Raw genomic sequence first — 14,929 nt, forward strand, 5'->3', positions numbered from 1 at the left:
AGGCATTGTACTGAGTAAAGTGTGAACCGATTGTGAATGTGATAATCCGTTCACACGGGGCCGTGTAATGTTGGCTGCATGAATACATTACTGTTTCCCCGTTACCTGATATCCGGTTTGACTGCGACAACAGTGCATTTTGCGCTCTTGCTCCTTCTAGCGCCAGTTTTCGGCGGGTTGCTCAGTAGCACCATCGGCGCGATAGCGGGCGCTGTCGTTAACTACTGGATCCTCAAGGCCTGGGTGTTCCGCAACAGAGCAGCACGACCCGTCAACTACGCGGCTTTGTGTGTATTGAGTGTTGCCTTCAATGCACTGTTCATGGCCGTGATTTTGAGGCTGGGGGCAGGTGCATTACCCGCCCAGATACTGTCTTCTCTGCTGGTAATGATCGTAAATTTTACAATTTCTAACAATTGGATATTCAAATATGCAGCAACCAGACTCAAGTAGTCCGCCTTGTTATGACTTGACGGTAATTATTCCTTGTTTTGAAGAGGAAGATGTATTGCCGATTTTTCATCAGCGAATCACTGATGTAGTGCGTGAGTTAAACATGCGAATCGGACTGCTTTATGTAAATGATGGCAGTGCGGATAACACCTCTGATCTGCTTGATGAGTTTGCGCGCGAACCGGATGTGCGTTGTTTACACCTGAGTCGAAACTTTGGCAAGGAGGCCGCCATGTGGGCGGGAATGGAACACGCAAACGCTCGTGCCATTATCTTCATCGATGCGGATCTCCAGGACCCTCCAGAGTTGATCCCTTCAATGATCGTGCATTGGGTGGCGGGTTACGACGTTGTCAATATGCAGCGCAGAAAGCGTGACAGTGATTCCTGGCTGAAACGAACAACCGCTACTGCCTACTATCGGATCATGCGTGTATTGGTGAAGGATTTCTCTTTCCCCTCGCAAGTCAGCGATTTCCGGCTGTTAGGCAGCGCGCCGCTGGCAGCGCTCATCGAACTGAAGGAAAGGTCTCGGGTTCTGAAAGGGCTGGCCGGGTGGATTGGTTTCAAGAGTATTTGTTTGCAATATGATCGCGAGGGTCGGGAGGCGGGAAAGACCAAGTGGAATATGCCAAACCTCCTGGGTCTGGCCATCGACTCTTCACTTTCATTTTCACACAGCCCGCTGCGCTGGTTCAGCTATTGCGCCGCCCTGGTCATGACGATGTCCGTTATCGCTTTTGTCGGTGCCTTGATAACGGGCAATGTGGGTTATGAGAACTTCATCCTTGTTGTACTGGCATTGATGACTTGCGGTATCGCCTTGGTCGGGGAGTATGTCGGGATTCTGAAAGTGGAGGCAAAGGGCAGGCCGCATTATTTTCTGAGAAAGTCGACTTCCCGGATTGCGGATAGTGCCCTGCGGGAGCGGTCGGCATGACTCAGGTTGATCAGAACCGCTTGTTATGGTTGATCCTGGTTGCCATCTGTCTGGCCAGGCTGGCGGGATTGGCGTTTTACCCGTTGATGGATACGTCGGAGGCGCGTTATGCGGAGGTCGCTCGCAAGATGGTGACCCTCGATGACTGGATCACCCCGATGTTTGATCATGGCGTTCCGTTCTGGGGTAAGCCACCCCTGTCGTTCTGGACCCAGGCGCTGAGCATGAAAATTCTGGGCGTGGGTGAGTTTGCCAGCCGTTTTCCTGCCTGGCTCATTCACGTCGCAACCTGTGCGGTGATCCTGAAGTTCTGTCGCGAAGAGCGCGACCTGAGGACAGGTTTGATCGCTTCGATCATCTACTCCAGCTGCGCGCTCGGCTTTATAGCGAGTGGGGTTGTCCTGACTGACCCTGCGCTGAGTTTCGCCATGGTGATTTCTGCGTATGGCTTGTGGAGAGGGGTTACTTATCATGACCTGACCTGGGCCAGAATCGGGTTTATAGGCCTGGGTTTGGGCATGTTGGCCAAAGGCCCCTTATCCATTGTTCTGGTGGGTATGCTGGCAATGGTGTGGGCTGCCTCGACGCGGAACTGGAAACGTTTTCTTCATCTACCCTGGTTGTCTGGCTTGATTCTGCTGGCCGCGGTGTCTGTGCCTTGGTATTACCTGGCTGAAAACAAGACCCCGGGATTCTTGAATTACTTCTTTGTTGGGGAACACTGGAGTCGATACGTCATTTCGAAATGGCAGGGTGACCTTTATGGCAGTGCCCATGCAGAAACATTAGGGACGATCTGGATATATCTGATCGGTAGTCTGTTTCCATGGACACTCTGCCTGTGGATGCTGCACAAGGCGCGCAATCGCTATGGCTGGAACCCTGATTTCTACACCTTCCTTTGGGGATGGGCGCTGGCAACCCCGCTGTTTTTTACCTTGGCGGGCAATATCCTCTGGACCTATGTGTTGCCTGCCTTACCTGCCTGGGCAATCTTGTTGGCCGAGAGCATTTCAATGTACAAGCGCCAGACCATCCTCTACCTGTTGTCAGCTTGCCTGCCAATAACGGGTGGGGCCCTGGTGCTGCAAGGATCGCTGAGTGAAAGGCCGCAGAACCAGCGGGAGATCGTCAGCCTGTGGAACGAGCACAGTGCGGATGCGCCCGGAGAGTTGTTCTACCTGGACAGAAGATCCTACTCGGCAGAATTCTACAGTGCCGGTGCTGCCAGGCGCGTTGAAAGTATCGACGCGTTGCCTGGCGATGGCAGGTTTTACCTCTCCTTGCGCTTGCGCAACCTGTCCGAGGGATTGTTGCAAGAGCTCGGTTGTGAGGAATTGGGGCAGGCGAATGAGAGCTTGCTGCTCAGGTGTGGTCGTCTGTAGGAGCAGCCGGTCGGTCGACGCTCATTGCATCACATACCGCCCCGGTGCCGGTTCCAGCGCCGGGTATTGCGCATTGCCGGCGCTCGGTACCGATGCTTCGCGTTCTCCGGCATGCTCGGCCAGCCAGGTGAACCAGTCATTCCACCAGCTACCGGAATGCTGCTCGGCATTGTTGAACCAGGTGTCCGGGTCTGGCGTCAGGTGATCGTTGGTCCAGTAGTGGCGCTTTTCCCTGGCGGGTGGGTTGATCACCCCGGCGATATGCCCCGAGGCGCCGAGAACGAAGCGTTTGCTGCCGCTGAGCAACCCGGTGCTGGCATAAGCGCTCTTCCAGGGCACGATGTGGTCGTCATGGGTGGCGAGGATGTAGGCCGGCGCATCGATGGCGCGCAGGTCCAGCTTCACCCCGCAGCAGTCCAGTTCGCCGGATTTCAGGTCGTTCTGCAAATAGGTGTGGCGCAGGTACCAGCAGTACATCGGCCCCGGCAGGTTGGTGCTGTCGTTGTTCCAGAACAGCAGGTCCAGCGCGTTCGGTTTCTGGCCCTTGAGGTACTTGTCGACGTTGTAGTTCCACCACAGATCGTTGGGGCGCAGCAGTGAGAAGGTGTTGCCCATGTCCTCGCCCTTGAACAAGCCGATGGGGCCGTCGATTCCGCCGATGGTGCGTTCGCGGTGGGCCACCAGTTGTTCGTCGACGAAGATGTCGATGGGACCGGTGTCGAGGTAATCGAGGAAGGTGGTCAACAGGCTCACGCTGGCGATGGCCTTGTCGCCACGTGCCGCCAGGACCGCCAGCGCCGTACTCAGCAGGGTGCCGCCGATGCAGAACCCCACGCAGTTGAGGCGCTGCTGGCCGCTGATTTCGCGGGTCACCTGCAGGCCTTTGATGATGCCGCTCTCGATCAGGTCATCCCAGGTGGTGCCGGCGTGGGCCTGGTCGAAGTTGCGCCACGACATCAGGAACACCGGATGACCTTGCTGCAACAGATGGCGCACCATCGAGTTGTCCGGGCGAAGGTCGAGGATGTAGTACTTGTTGATGGACGGCGGCACGATGAAAACAGGGCGTTGATACTGGGTATCGGTTTGCGGGTGGTACTGGATCAGCTGGAACAGTTCATTTTCGAATACGACTTCTCCAGGGGTGTTGGCCAGTTCTTCACCGACCTTGAAGGCACCGCTGTCGCACTGGCGCATCTTGCCTTCCTGCAGGTCGCTCGCCAGGTGCAACAGGCCCGTGAGCAGGCTGCCACCGCGGGTATCGACGACGCGCTGCAGGGCATCGGGATTGCTCGCCAGAAAGTTGCTGGGCGCGCCGGCGGCAATGGCTTGCTCCACCAGATACAGCAGGCGCTGGCGCGGTTTTTTGTCCTTGATCGGCAACTGGTCGAGCAGTTTGAGCAAAAAACCGGCGTTGAGCAGGTAGAACGCGGCGAGGGAGCCAAACAGTGGAGTGCTCCAGTTGCCGCTGGCGAAACGTCGATCATCGAAGGTGAACGGCTGTCCGGTCAGCAGCTGCTGGCCGAGTCCGGCCCATTGCGCTTGATAGTCGGACTGAAGGCTGTCCAGGGTTTCCCGGGGCAAGTCGAACCAGTCGTTGTACGGCTGCCCGGTAAACCAGGGATTGCTGCTGACCCAGAGGCGTAATTGTTGCACTGCAAAGGAGGCGACGAACGGGACCTGGCCAGACCAGAAAGTGTTGAAGTTTTGCGTGTTGTTGTCCATGGAGCTCCTTGCCCGCAGAGGAAGAACGGGCAGTATTGTTTTGCGCTGCAAGAAGCGGAGTGTTGGGCATTGGCGGGCGTTGCGGAAGTGTTGCGGGGTGACTGTTCGGTGTCCAACGGTGCCACGCCCGGTCACCGGTCGGATGCAGCGCAAAACACCGATAAACCAAACCTGTATCAATACTTCAAAATGAGCGGACACTCAGTATTCACCAAGCCGCAATCAGTCGTGCTCCGGGCAGGATGTCCGCTTTCAGTCGTCATCGAGGACGCCATGTTCAGAATGAGTTCAGGCTACGCCAACGTACTGGTCACTACGCTCTCGGCCGAGGGGCTGGATGTCGCCAGCCTGTGCCGGGAAGCCGGGTTGGACCTGGAACTCACCCACACGCCCGGGGCGCGGTGCGAGAGAAGGGTGCTCTATCGCCTGTGGCAACTGGCCGCGCAAGCCGCAGGGGATCCGGACATCGGCCTCAAGGCCTATGGGCATTTCCATCCCGGCACCTTTCAGATCGTCGGCTACACGATGATGTCGAGCCTCAACCTTAAACTGGCACTTGAACGCCTGGTGCGCTTCAGTCCGTTGATCGGCACCGGCTTCAGCCTTTTTTTCGTCCCGGAACAGGAGCATTTCCGCCTGGCCTCCCTCGATCACCAACAACCGGGCTCGATCAAGCCACGCCAATATGTGGATGCGGGGTTGGCGTCCCTGCTGGGTTTTTGCCGTTGGCTGGGAGACGGCAAGCTGCCGCAACCCTTGAGTGTGGAATTCAGCTATCCGGAACCTGCGGACACCTCGGAGCATCGACGCCTGTTCGGTTGCGACCTGCAATTCGGCTCGGCCTACGACAGCATCCTGTTCGACGGCCAGGAGATCCTGCGGCCACTGAGCATGGCCAACGAGGCGCTGGCGGTGCTGCATGACAGCTTTGCCGAGGCGCAGCTGGACCTGTTGTCCGGTTCTTCCATCGTCGGCAGGCTCCGTGCACTGATCACCGAGCGCTTGAGTCATGGCCAGGGACAATGCGACATGGAGTCGATCTCCGGCGCCATGAACATCAGCAAACGAACGCTGCAACGCGCACTGGAAAAGGACGGCACGCAATTCAAGGACGTGCAGAACCTGGTACGACGAGAGTTGGCCGACTTCTACCTGCGCCATTCTCACTTCAACATGAAGAATGTCGCGTATCTCCTTGGTTTTCATGACCACAGCAGTTTCAACAAGGCGTGCAGCCGCTGGTTTGGCATGACCCCCGGCCAGTATCGCGCCGATGAGTCATGTGCTGTGCCGCTCACCTCTCACCCTCAGGTAGTGCTCGTCAATGCTTGAACTGCAGGCTGCCGAGCGCGCCATACACACCATAGAAACACAGTTCCTGAGCCGCATCGCGCACATCGCGGTAGCCGTCCATGGCATCGTGGACCTGCTTGGAAAACAACGCCTGCCAGGCCAGCAACGGGTTGTCCGGGCTGGCGGGCTGACGATCATGGCGCACCTGCGCGGCGCTATCGGCCAGCCACCCCAGCCCCGGGTTGGCGCTGCTCCACAGCACCTGCTGTTGCTGGAAGGGATGGGCCTTGCGCAACAGTTCGGCAGTGGGCTCGTTGATCAGCTGACGTAACCATGGCCGGACAAAGCCGTCATACAGGCTGTTGTTGATCGCGGACGCGCGATCGACCAGGGCGAATTCGCGATCGTCATCGCGCTGCGGCGCAACGTCGCCATGGATGTCGGCTATGCGTCGGCTTTCGAAGCGCACGGAGTAGGGGGCTTGCGCGTCTTGCGGCACGTCATCGATCAGCATTTCATACAGCCCGGCCGGCAGCGCATTGATGGTCTCGACCGCGCCCAGCAACTGACGGTGCTCGCGCCGCGCCACTTCGCCGGAAACGAAGATACCCAGGTGACCGATGCTGGCATGGCGCAGATACACGATAGTGCGCCCGGCGCTGTGTAATGCCAGATCGCTGGGGTAGACGTCGGCGATCCAGTCGAGGGCCTGTTGCGGTGAGGTGATGTTGTCACCATAGGAACAAAACACCACCACCGGGACTTCTATGCGCTTGAGATCGAGCCCGTTGCTCTTGCGTCCGGGGCCGCCGGACAAGCGATTGCCGATGAACAGGTCGTCGACGATCATCTCGATCTCCTCGCCATTGAGCAGGGTCGGGCTGCCCCACCAACGCTCGAAGTCGAGAAACCGGGGCGCTTCGCTGTCGACTTCACTGAACAGGTGGTAATACTTGCCCCACCAGGCATTGGCCGGGTCGAGGTTCTCGAAATTGCTCACCAGCCAGGTGCCATCGAAACGGTCATTGCCCAGGTCGCTGCCCAGGCGCGCCATCCAGCCACCGCCCAGCAGACCGCCGGTGTAGCGCAGCGGATTGCGCCCGTTGACGCCAGCCCAGTATGACAACGGCGCGCCGTTGACGATGATCAGGCCCGGCAACTCCGGCCGGTCCGCCGCCAGGCCCATCAGCGCCCAGCCTGCCTGGCAATTGCCGATTACCACGGGTTTGGCGCTGTGTGGATGGCGCTCACTGACCACTTCGATAAATCGCGCCTGGGCGCTGACGATGTCCGCCAGCGTCTGCCCGGGTGCAGGGGCATGGCTGAAGGCGATGAAGTAGGTGGGGTGACCGGCGCGCAGGCTCTCGCCGATGACCGAATCCTGTTTGAATCCACCAATGCCGGCGCCGTGGCCGCCACGGGGGTCGATGATGATCACTGGCCGCTGCTGGCTGTCGACCGGTTGCAAGGGCCCCGGGAGAATCTGCAGCAGCGAGTAGTTGACCGGACGCGGCAGGTCCATGCCGTCGACCAGGGTCTGATGATCGAACTTCAACAGCAACGGATACCCGGCGCGTTCGTGGGCCAGCGAGTTGTCGCCGCGCTGCCGCAAGGTATCCCAGAACAATACGCTGCGCTGGCCGAGGTCCGTGAGGTACTCCTGCCAGTCAGCGGCACTGGGTTGCCTGAGTTGCCCAAGGCTCGAGGCTGCATAGGTCGTTGCATGGCGTTTGTGCATGGCGTCGCGGATGTTGCGGGCATTGAGGCGCTGCAGATGATTGAGGTGGTCGAACGGACCCGCAACGGTGCAAAACGGTTTATTGTGCGGCGCGGTAATTTCTTCCTGACCCATCATGATCTCCTGATGCCTTACACGGGGAACGGTCGTTGCCAGGCTCGTCGATTAAGCGGGCTTTGGTACTCGGCCGTCTGAGTTGAGGAGTCTAGCGCTAACAGGCGTGGGGTGGGCAAGGTTTATTTTGCACTGCACAAAATAAGCATTGCCAAACTTTTTTGTGCGCTGCAATATGAAGTCCAGCGCGATGACTGCCGGATCGCTGTCGCGTCCTCAGGTCCCTTCGGGCCTTTCAGTACCAGGAGTTCAAGCATGTCTTTTTTCAACCCGGAAAAACTGCAAACCGTTCAGAAAGCCAACCTCGATCTTTTGCAGCAGATCAGCGGCAAAGTCTTCGCCAGCGTTGAGCAGCTGAGCCAGTTGCAGTTCAAGGCACTGCGTGAATCCACCGAAGAGCAATTCGAAGGTGTGCGCAAACTGCTGGCTGTTCGCGATCCCCAGGGCTTCGCCGATTTGCAGGCATCTTTCAGCCAGCCGAACGCACAGACCGAACGCCTGGCCGAGTTCAACCGTCAGGTGCAGGCTCTGATCGTGGGCACCCATTCGGACATCGCCCAATTGACGTCGAATCAGGTCGAGGCGGGTACTGCGCAGGTTCAGGAATTTGTAGAAGAGATCAGCAAGAACGCACCGGCCGGTTCCGAGCCTGTGGTGGCGGCATTCAAATCGGGCCTGGCGAATGCCGGTACGGTGTTTGAAAGCGCGCAAAAAACCGCAAAACAGGCGACAGAGGCCGCTCAGGGTAATTTTGACAGCGCCTCCGCCGCCGCTGCGGACGCTGTTGCGAAGGCTGCTCCGCAAGCAAGTAACAAGGCCACCAACGGTAACAAGTAAGTCAAATCAGTAAGGCTGCACCGATGGCGATGGGTTTATTCCCCATCGCCATTTTTTTTGTCGCTGCCATCGGTAGTCGGCTTGGCGCCAAACAGGCCGAACATGTTCTGCGTATTCAGGTAAAGCGCCTTGGACTGGTCGACGTACTGGCGCATCAGGTCCTGCATCACCGGTGCCTGCTGGTGCATGAAGGTACTCCAGGCTTCGGACGACTGCGCGCCCGTCTGCGACTGGATGTCGATCACGGTCTGGATGCTTTTGTCGAGGTAGCTGCCGAGTACGCCCTGGTAAGGGCCGTAGAACTGGATGATCCCCATCAGCATGTCGCTGGTGAAGATCGGCTCACCGCCGCTTTCGGCTTCCAGGATGACTTGCAGCAGGATGCTGCGGGTCAGGTCTTCGCCACTCTTGGCGTCCACCACCTGGAACGCGACTTTATCGACGACCAGCTGGCGTATGTCCGCCAGGGTCAGGTGGCTGCTGGTGTGGGTGTCGTAGAGGCGGCGATTGGGGTACTTCTTGATCAGGCGGGGTGTGGGGTCGGTCATGCGGGGTGTCTCGTGGCGAGCCAGGTTTGCAGGCATCTTAACCTACTATGGCCACCGCCGCGGATGTACCCGATCCACTGTAGGAGCTGGCTTGCCAGCGATGGAGGTCAACGATGACGCGGGAAGCCTGACACCCCGCGGCGCCCTTAGTTTTTTCGCTGGCAAGCCAGCTCCTACAGTGGATCGGGTACGGCCGTGGGAGATGGGTCGGTTGTGAGGTCGCCTTCGCTGGCAAGCCAGCTCCTACAGTGGATCGGGTACAGCCGTGGGAGATGGGTTGGTTGTGAGGTCGCCTTCGCTGGCACGCCAGCTCCTACAGTGGATCGGGTACGGCCGTGGGAGATGGGTTGGTTGTGAGGTCGCCTTCGCTGGCAAGCCAGCTCCTACAGTGGATCGGGTACAGCCGTGGGAGATGGGTCGGTTGTGAGTGGATCGGGTACGGCCGTGGGAGATGGGGAGATTGTGAGGTCGCCATCGCCGGCAAGCCGGCACCTACAGGGTAATGTGTGCATTTGTAGTTACGTATCTTCCAGTAGGAGCTGCCGCAGGCTGCGATCTTTTGATCTTGCTTCGGCTTACCAGATCGGCAACGTATAGCTGACGATCAGGCGGTTTTCATCCAGGTCGCTGCCAAAGTTGGTCGAGCGAACCGTCGCGTTACGCCATTTCACGCCGACGTTTTTCAACGCACCGCTTTGCACCACATAACCAATGTCGGTATCGCGCTCCCATTCCTTGCCCTCGGGACGGTTGTTGCCCAGGTCAATGTTGTCGCCGGTGAGGTAGCGGGTCATGAAGGTCAGGCCTGGCACGCCCATGGCCGCGAAGTTGTAGTCGTAGCGTGCCTGCCAGGACTTTTCGTCCTTGCTGGCGAAGTCGCCGATCTGCACGAAGTTCACCAGGAACGCGTCGGCACCGTTGATGTAGGCGAAACCGGTGTCGCCGCTCATGCCTTGATAGCCCAGGCCGAAAGCATGCCCGCCGAGGCTGTAGGTGAACATGGCGCCGATCGCGTTGTTGTCGACATTGCTGCCGCCATCGTCGGTAGAACGGGCGTAACGCAGGTCGGTCTTCAATGACTGGCCGGTGGTCACCGGCAACAGGTAGGTCAGGTTGACCATGTGCTGGTCGTAGAAATTGTCGAGATGGCCGTAGGCGTAGCCGGTGGCGAGGTTGCCGGTCCACTTGTAGTTCAGGCTGGCGAAATCGAAGCTGTCGCTGGTGACATGGCGGGACGTGATGCCCTTGGCGCCGGTGCGGGTGATGCCCATGTCCTCGTAGTCCGAGGAGTCGCGCTGGTTGACCTGCGTCAGGCGACCGGCATCCACGGTCAGGCCTTCGAGTTCGAGCGAGGTCAACTGACCGCCCTTGAAGGTTTGTGGCAACAGGCGTGAATCGTTGGCCAGTACCGTCGGCAGTTTCGGCAGTAGCGTGCCGAGTTTCAGTGTGCTTTTCGAGGCGCGCAGTTTGGCGGTCAGACCCAGTTCGCCGTATTCGTCCTGGGCGCCTTTGCGCGTGTCGCTGTGACGCTTGAGCAGGCCGGAACCGGCGCGATCGGGGCTCGAATCGAGTTTGACGCCGAGCAGGCCAATCGCATCGAACCCCACGCCGATCAAACCGTCAGTGAATCCCGATTCATAGCGCAGCAGAAACCCCTGGGCCCATTCCTCTTGTTTGGATTGCGCGGCGTTGGCCTGGCGATAATCCCGGTTGAAGTAAAAGTTGCGCAGTTCCAGGCTGGCCTTGCTGTCCTTGATGAAGTCAGCAGAAGCAGGCGCCGTGAGGCTGATGACGCCGCCGGCCAACAGGAGACGGGTAGCGAGAATACGAGTGCTGCGGTCCATGGTGAAGCCCCTTGGTTTTTATTTTTGAAATGACGGGCACAGCAGCCCCTGCCGCGGTGGCAAGGGCCCGGGAAGTAAAAACCGCGACGCCAAAAGAGAGGAGCCGACGCCGCGGCGGTTCAATCGTCAGAACTGTTCGGCCGACAGGCCATACAGCGAGGCGCTGCCAGCACGAATGGATTGCTCCAGGCTCAGAATGCGTGGCAACAGGCGGTGGATGTAGAAGTCGGCGGTGGCGATTTTCGCGCCGTAGAAACTGTCGTCCGCGCTGCGTTTCTGCCCGGCAACCTGGGCCATGCGCGCCCACAGCCAGGCGTAGGCGACGTAGCCGAACAGGTGCAGATACTCCACCGAGGCGGCGCCGACTTCGTTGCGGTTGGTGGCGGCCCGATCCTGCAGCCAGTCGCTGATGTCCTCCAGCCGTTGCACGGCATCGAGCAGTTGTGTGGCATAGGGGGCATCGGGCCGGGCGGCGAAGCGGCGAATCTCGCCGGTGAACTGGCGCAGCGCGAGACCTTTGTCGGCGAGCACTTTGCGCCCGAGCAGGTCCAGCGCCTGGATGCCGTTGGTGCCTTCGTAGATCTGCGCGATGCGCACATCGCGAACCAATTGTTCCTGGCCCCACTCACGAATGTAGCCATGGCCGCCGAACACCTGCTGACCGTTGATGCAGCTTTCCAGGCCGGTATCGGTGAAAAATGCCTTGGCCACCGGTGTCAGCAGCGCGACCAGGTCCTGTGCGCTTTCCCGTTCCCCGATATGGTCGGAAAATTTCGCCAGGTCAAGTTGTTGCCCGACATAACTGGCGAACGCGCGCCCCCCTTCGGTCATGGCCTTCATGCTCAGCAGCATGCGGCGCACGTCGGGGTGAACGATGATCGGGTCGGCCGCTTTGCCCGGCGCCATGGCGCCTGTGGGTGAGCGGCTCTGAAGGCGTTCGCGGGCGTACGCCACGGCGCTCTGGTAGGACGCTTCGGCACAGCCGATACCCTGGATGCCGATGGACAGGCGTTCGTAATTCATCATGGTGAACATCGCCGCCAGGCCCTTGTTCTCCTCGCCGACCAGCCAGCCGCTGGCGCCGTCGAAGTTCATCACGCAGGTCGCCGAAGCCTTGATCCCCATCTTGTGTTCAATCGAGCCGCAACTCACTGCGTTGGAAGCGCCGAGGGAACCGTCGGCATTGACCAGCACTTTGGGCACGACAAACAGCGAAATACCTTTCGGGCCCGCAGGCGCATCCGGCAGTTTGGCCAGCACCAGGTGCACGATGTTCTCGGTCAGGTCCTGATCGCCGCCGGTGATGAACATCTTGCTGCCGGTGATCTGGTAGCTGCCGTCAGCCCGAGGCTCGGCACGGGTGCGGATCAGTCCCAGGTCGGTGCCGGCGTGGGCTTCGGTCAGGCACATGGAACCGGCCCAGCGGCCTTCATACATCGGCGGCAGGTAGAGGTTTTTCAGGGTCTCGCTGGCATGGGCATCCAGCGCCAGGCAGGCGCCGGAACTCAATGCCGAATACAGCGCAAAACTCGAGTTGGCGCCGTAGAGCATCTCTTCGAATTGCACCGCCAGCATCTTCGGCATGCCCATGCCACCGAACCCGGCGTTGCCGGACAGCCCGACCCAGCCGCCTTCGATGTAGGTGGCGTAGGCCTGTTTGAAACCGCTGGGCGTGGTGACACGACCCGCATGCCACTGCGCGCCTTCTTCGTCGCCGCTGCGATTCAAGGGCGCAATCAGCTGCGAGGTGACTTTCGCCGCCTCCTCGAGAATGGCGTCCGCGGTATCGGCGTCGACACTGTCGGCCAGGGCCGGCAGGCGCGCCCACAGGGCCGGGGCGTCAAAGACTTCATGCAGGACAAAGCGCAGGTCGCGCAGCGGGGCTTTGAAATCGGGCATAACGTGAACCTCAAAAGGACGGTTGTGCGATGGGCACGGCAGCGAATGCCGTGCCCTTGCAATCAATGGCTGGAAGCGCTGGCGGCACCCAGGCCGGTCTGCGCGCGCACGAACTGGTCGGCGTAGGCGTCACGTTCCTTCTCGGCGCGCACGCTGCGGTCGAGCCGGGACACCACGACAATCACCAGGAACGCCAGCGGCATGGAGAACAGGGCAGGGTGGTCGTATGGGAAAATGGCGTGGGTATTGCCAAGCACCGTGACCCAGACCGCAGGCGACAGGATCACCAGCACCAGTGCGCAAATCAGACCGGCAAAGCCGCCGATGATCGCGCCTTTGGTTGTAAGCCCTTTCCAGTACATGGCCATGATCAGCACCGGGAAGTTGGTCGATGCGGCAATACCGAAGGTCAGGCCCACGAGGAACGCGACGTTCATCTTCTCGAACAGAATGCCCAGCAGGATCGCGATGATGCCCAGCCCCACGGTCGCCATGCGCGTGACGCGCATTTCCTGTTTCTCGCTGGCCTTGCCTTTCTTGAACACGGTGGCGTAAAGGTCGTGGGAAATCGCCGAAGCACCGGCCAGCGCCAGCCCGGAGACCACCGCGAGGATGGTGGCGAACGCCACAGCCGCGAGGAAACCGAAGAACAGGTTGCCGCCGACCGCTTTGGCCAGGTGCATGGCAACCATGTTGCCGCCGCCGATCAGGGCACCGCCGACTTCACCGTTGACGTAGTACTGCGGATCGGTACCGATGATCACCATGGCGGCAAAACCGAGGGTGCAGACCACGAGGAAGAAGAAGCCGATGAAGCCGGTAGCATAGAACACCGACTTGCGGGCTTCCTTGGCATTGGGCACGGTGAAAAAACGCATCAGGATGTGCGGCAGGCCGGCGATGCCGAACACCAGGCCCAGGGACATCGACGCGGTGTTGATCGGGTCGGCGAGCATCGAGCCCGGGCCCATGATGTTCCAGCCACTGGCGTGGGCCTGGACGGCCTTGTCGGCCAGGGTCTCGTAGCTGAAACCGAACTGCGACATCGCCATGACCGCAAGCGTGGTGCCGCCGGCCAGCAACAGCACGGCCTTGATGATCTGTACCCAGGTGGTCGCGATCATGCCACCGAAGATCACGTAGACCAGCATCAACGCACCGACGATCACCACGGCTACCGGGTAGTCGAGGCCGAACAGCAGCTTGATCAACTGACCCGCGCCGACCATCTGTACGATCAGGTAGCAGCACACCACGGTCAACGAGCCGAAGGCCGCGAAGATCCGCACCTTGTTCTGATCCAGTCGATAGGAAACGATGTCGGCGAAGGTATAGCGCCCCAGGTTGCGCAGACGCTCGGCCATCAGGAAGGTGATGATCGGCCAGCCGACGAAGAAACCGATGGTATAGATGAAGCCGTCATAGCCCTTGGCAAACACCAGGCTGGAAAGCCCCAGCAGGGTGGCCGCGGACATATAGTCACCGGCAATCGCCAGGCCGTTCTGGAACCCGGTGATACCACCGCCCGCCGTATAGAAATCGGAGGTGGACTTGGTCTGGCGCGCAGCCCACCAGGTGATGGCCAGCGTGCCCAGCACGAAGACGAAGAACATGCCGATGGCATTCAGGTTGAGCGGTTGTTTTTCCACCGCGCCCAGCGCGGGCGCGGCAATGGCGACGGAAACAGGCAACAGGCCGGCAGCGGCGAGGGCAAGCGTACGGAACAGGTTCATCACTTGCTCTCCTCGAGAATGGCGGCGCCCAGTGCGTCGAAGCGGGTGTTGGCGCTGTACACGTACCAGCCGGTCAACAACCAGGAAAACACGATGATCGCCGCGCCAACCGGCATCCCCAGCGTCAACATCCGATGTTCCCCAAGCGGCGCATGCAGCCACTGCGGGGCAAAGGCCACAATCAGCATGAACAGGTAATAAATGCCCAGCACGGCGGCGCTCAACGACCAGGCCAGGCGCGACCGGCTACTCACCAGTTGGAGGAATTTCGGATTGCCGCGAATGCGTTCGCAGCGTTGCGTATCGGTTGAATGGATGTCGGTCATCGCTAGCTCCACTTTGTTCTTGTTATCGGTCTGTGGGGGCCGGGCAGCCGTATTCGGCGTGCACGAGCCCGAGGCGGCAGGTCAATCACCTGCC

Annotated in this window: 12 protein-coding genes; 5 read left to right on the plus strand and 7 right to left on the minus strand. The window is 59.8% G+C overall.

What is annotated here, in order from left to right; genetic code table 11:
* Positions 1-78: 78 nt before the first annotated feature.
* Genes ACM6I6_RS15430 through ACM6I6_RS15440 form a run of 3 tightly spaced genes read left to right on the plus strand, consistent with a single transcriptional unit; the run spans position 79 to position 2,778 of the window.
* Positions 79-453, plus strand: a complete 375-nt coding sequence (locus ACM6I6_RS15430) for a GtrA family protein (RefSeq protein WP_414920164.1) — start codon at positions 79-81, stop codon at positions 451-453.
* Positions 431-1,393 (plus strand): glycosyltransferase family 2 protein, encoded by a 963-nt coding sequence (locus tag ACM6I6_RS15435; protein ID WP_406590693.1) that lies wholly within the window; start codon positions 431-433, stop codon positions 1,391-1,393. Before ACM6I6_RS15430 ends, ACM6I6_RS15435 begins: the two co-directional genes overlap by 23 nt.
* Positions 1,390-2,778: an ArnT family glycosyltransferase gene (locus ACM6I6_RS15440; protein WP_414920165.1), complete on the plus strand. Its 1,389-nt coding sequence runs from the start codon at positions 1,390-1,392 to the stop codon at positions 2,776-2,778. Before ACM6I6_RS15435 ends, ACM6I6_RS15440 begins: the two co-directional genes overlap by 4 nt.
* A 21-nt stretch (positions 2,779-2,799) precedes the next feature.
* Here ACM6I6_RS15440 and phaC read toward each other — a convergent pair whose 3' ends face one another.
* Positions 2,800-4,503 (minus strand): class I poly(R)-hydroxyalkanoic acid synthase, encoded by a 1,704-nt coding sequence (gene phaC, locus ACM6I6_RS15445; protein WP_414920166.1) that lies wholly within the window; start codon positions 4,501-4,503, stop codon positions 2,800-2,802.
* Between the two features lie 273 nt (positions 4,504-4,776).
* Between phaC and ACM6I6_RS15450 the strand changes: the two genes are divergently transcribed.
* The gene (locus ACM6I6_RS15450; RefSeq protein ID WP_414920167.1) at positions 4,777-5,835 is read left to right on the plus strand and encodes an AraC family transcriptional regulator; all 1,059 of its coding nucleotides are present in this window, start codon (positions 4,777-4,779) and stop codon (positions 5,833-5,835) included.
* On the opposite strand, the gene ACM6I6_RS15455 is transcribed toward ACM6I6_RS15450, so the two are convergent.
* Positions 5,825-7,648 (minus strand): DUF3141 domain-containing protein, encoded by a 1,824-nt coding sequence (locus tag ACM6I6_RS15455; protein WP_414920168.1) that lies wholly within the window; start codon positions 7,646-7,648, stop codon positions 5,825-5,827. The two genes, ACM6I6_RS15450 and ACM6I6_RS15455, sit on opposite strands and share 11 nt — an antisense overlap.
* 255 nt (positions 7,649-7,903) lie before the next feature.
* Here ACM6I6_RS15455 and phaP point away from each other — a divergent pair, with 255 nt between their 5' ends.
* Positions 7,904-8,485, plus strand: a complete 582-nt coding sequence (gene phaP / locus ACM6I6_RS15460) for a TIGR01841 family phasin (protein WP_323607173.1) — start codon at positions 7,904-7,906, stop codon at positions 8,483-8,485.
* Between the two features lie 35 nt (positions 8,486-8,520).
* Here phaP and phaR read toward each other — a convergent pair whose 3' ends face one another.
* The 5 genes from phaR to ACM6I6_RS15485 form a co-directional block, all read right to left on the minus strand.
* On the minus strand, positions 8,521-9,069 hold the full coding sequence (gene phaR, locus ACM6I6_RS15465; protein ID WP_323628204.1) for a polyhydroxyalkanoate synthesis repressor PhaR: 549 nt from the start codon (positions 9,067-9,069) through the stop codon (positions 8,521-8,523).
* A 539-nt stretch (positions 9,070-9,608) separates the two neighbouring features.
* Positions 9,609-10,877 (minus strand): OprD family porin, encoded by a 1,269-nt coding sequence (locus ACM6I6_RS15470; RefSeq protein ID WP_414920169.1) that lies wholly within the window; start codon positions 10,875-10,877, stop codon positions 9,609-9,611.
* Positions 10,878-11,003: 126 nt separating this feature from the next.
* Positions 11,004-12,776: an acyl-CoA dehydrogenase C-terminal domain-containing protein gene (locus ACM6I6_RS15475; RefSeq protein WP_414920170.1), complete on the minus strand. Its 1,773-nt coding sequence runs from the start codon at positions 12,774-12,776 to the stop codon at positions 11,004-11,006.
* 62 nt (positions 12,777-12,838) lie between these two features.
* Positions 12,839-14,509 (minus strand): cation acetate symporter, encoded by a 1,671-nt coding sequence (locus ACM6I6_RS15480; RefSeq protein ID WP_274075347.1) that lies wholly within the window; start codon positions 14,507-14,509, stop codon positions 12,839-12,841.
* On the minus strand, positions 14,509-14,835 hold the full coding sequence (locus tag ACM6I6_RS15485) for a DUF485 domain-containing protein (protein WP_274075346.1): 327 nt from the start codon (positions 14,833-14,835) through the stop codon (positions 14,509-14,511). Before ACM6I6_RS15485 ends, ACM6I6_RS15480 begins: the two co-directional genes overlap by 1 nt.
* Positions 14,836-14,929: the final 94 nt, after the last annotated feature.

Origin of the sequence: Pseudomonas sp. IT-P218 (genome assembly GCF_949767605.1) — a bacterium.
GTDB lineage: Bacteria > Pseudomonadota > Gammaproteobacteria > Pseudomonadales > Pseudomonadaceae > Aquipseudomonas > Aquipseudomonas putida_AE.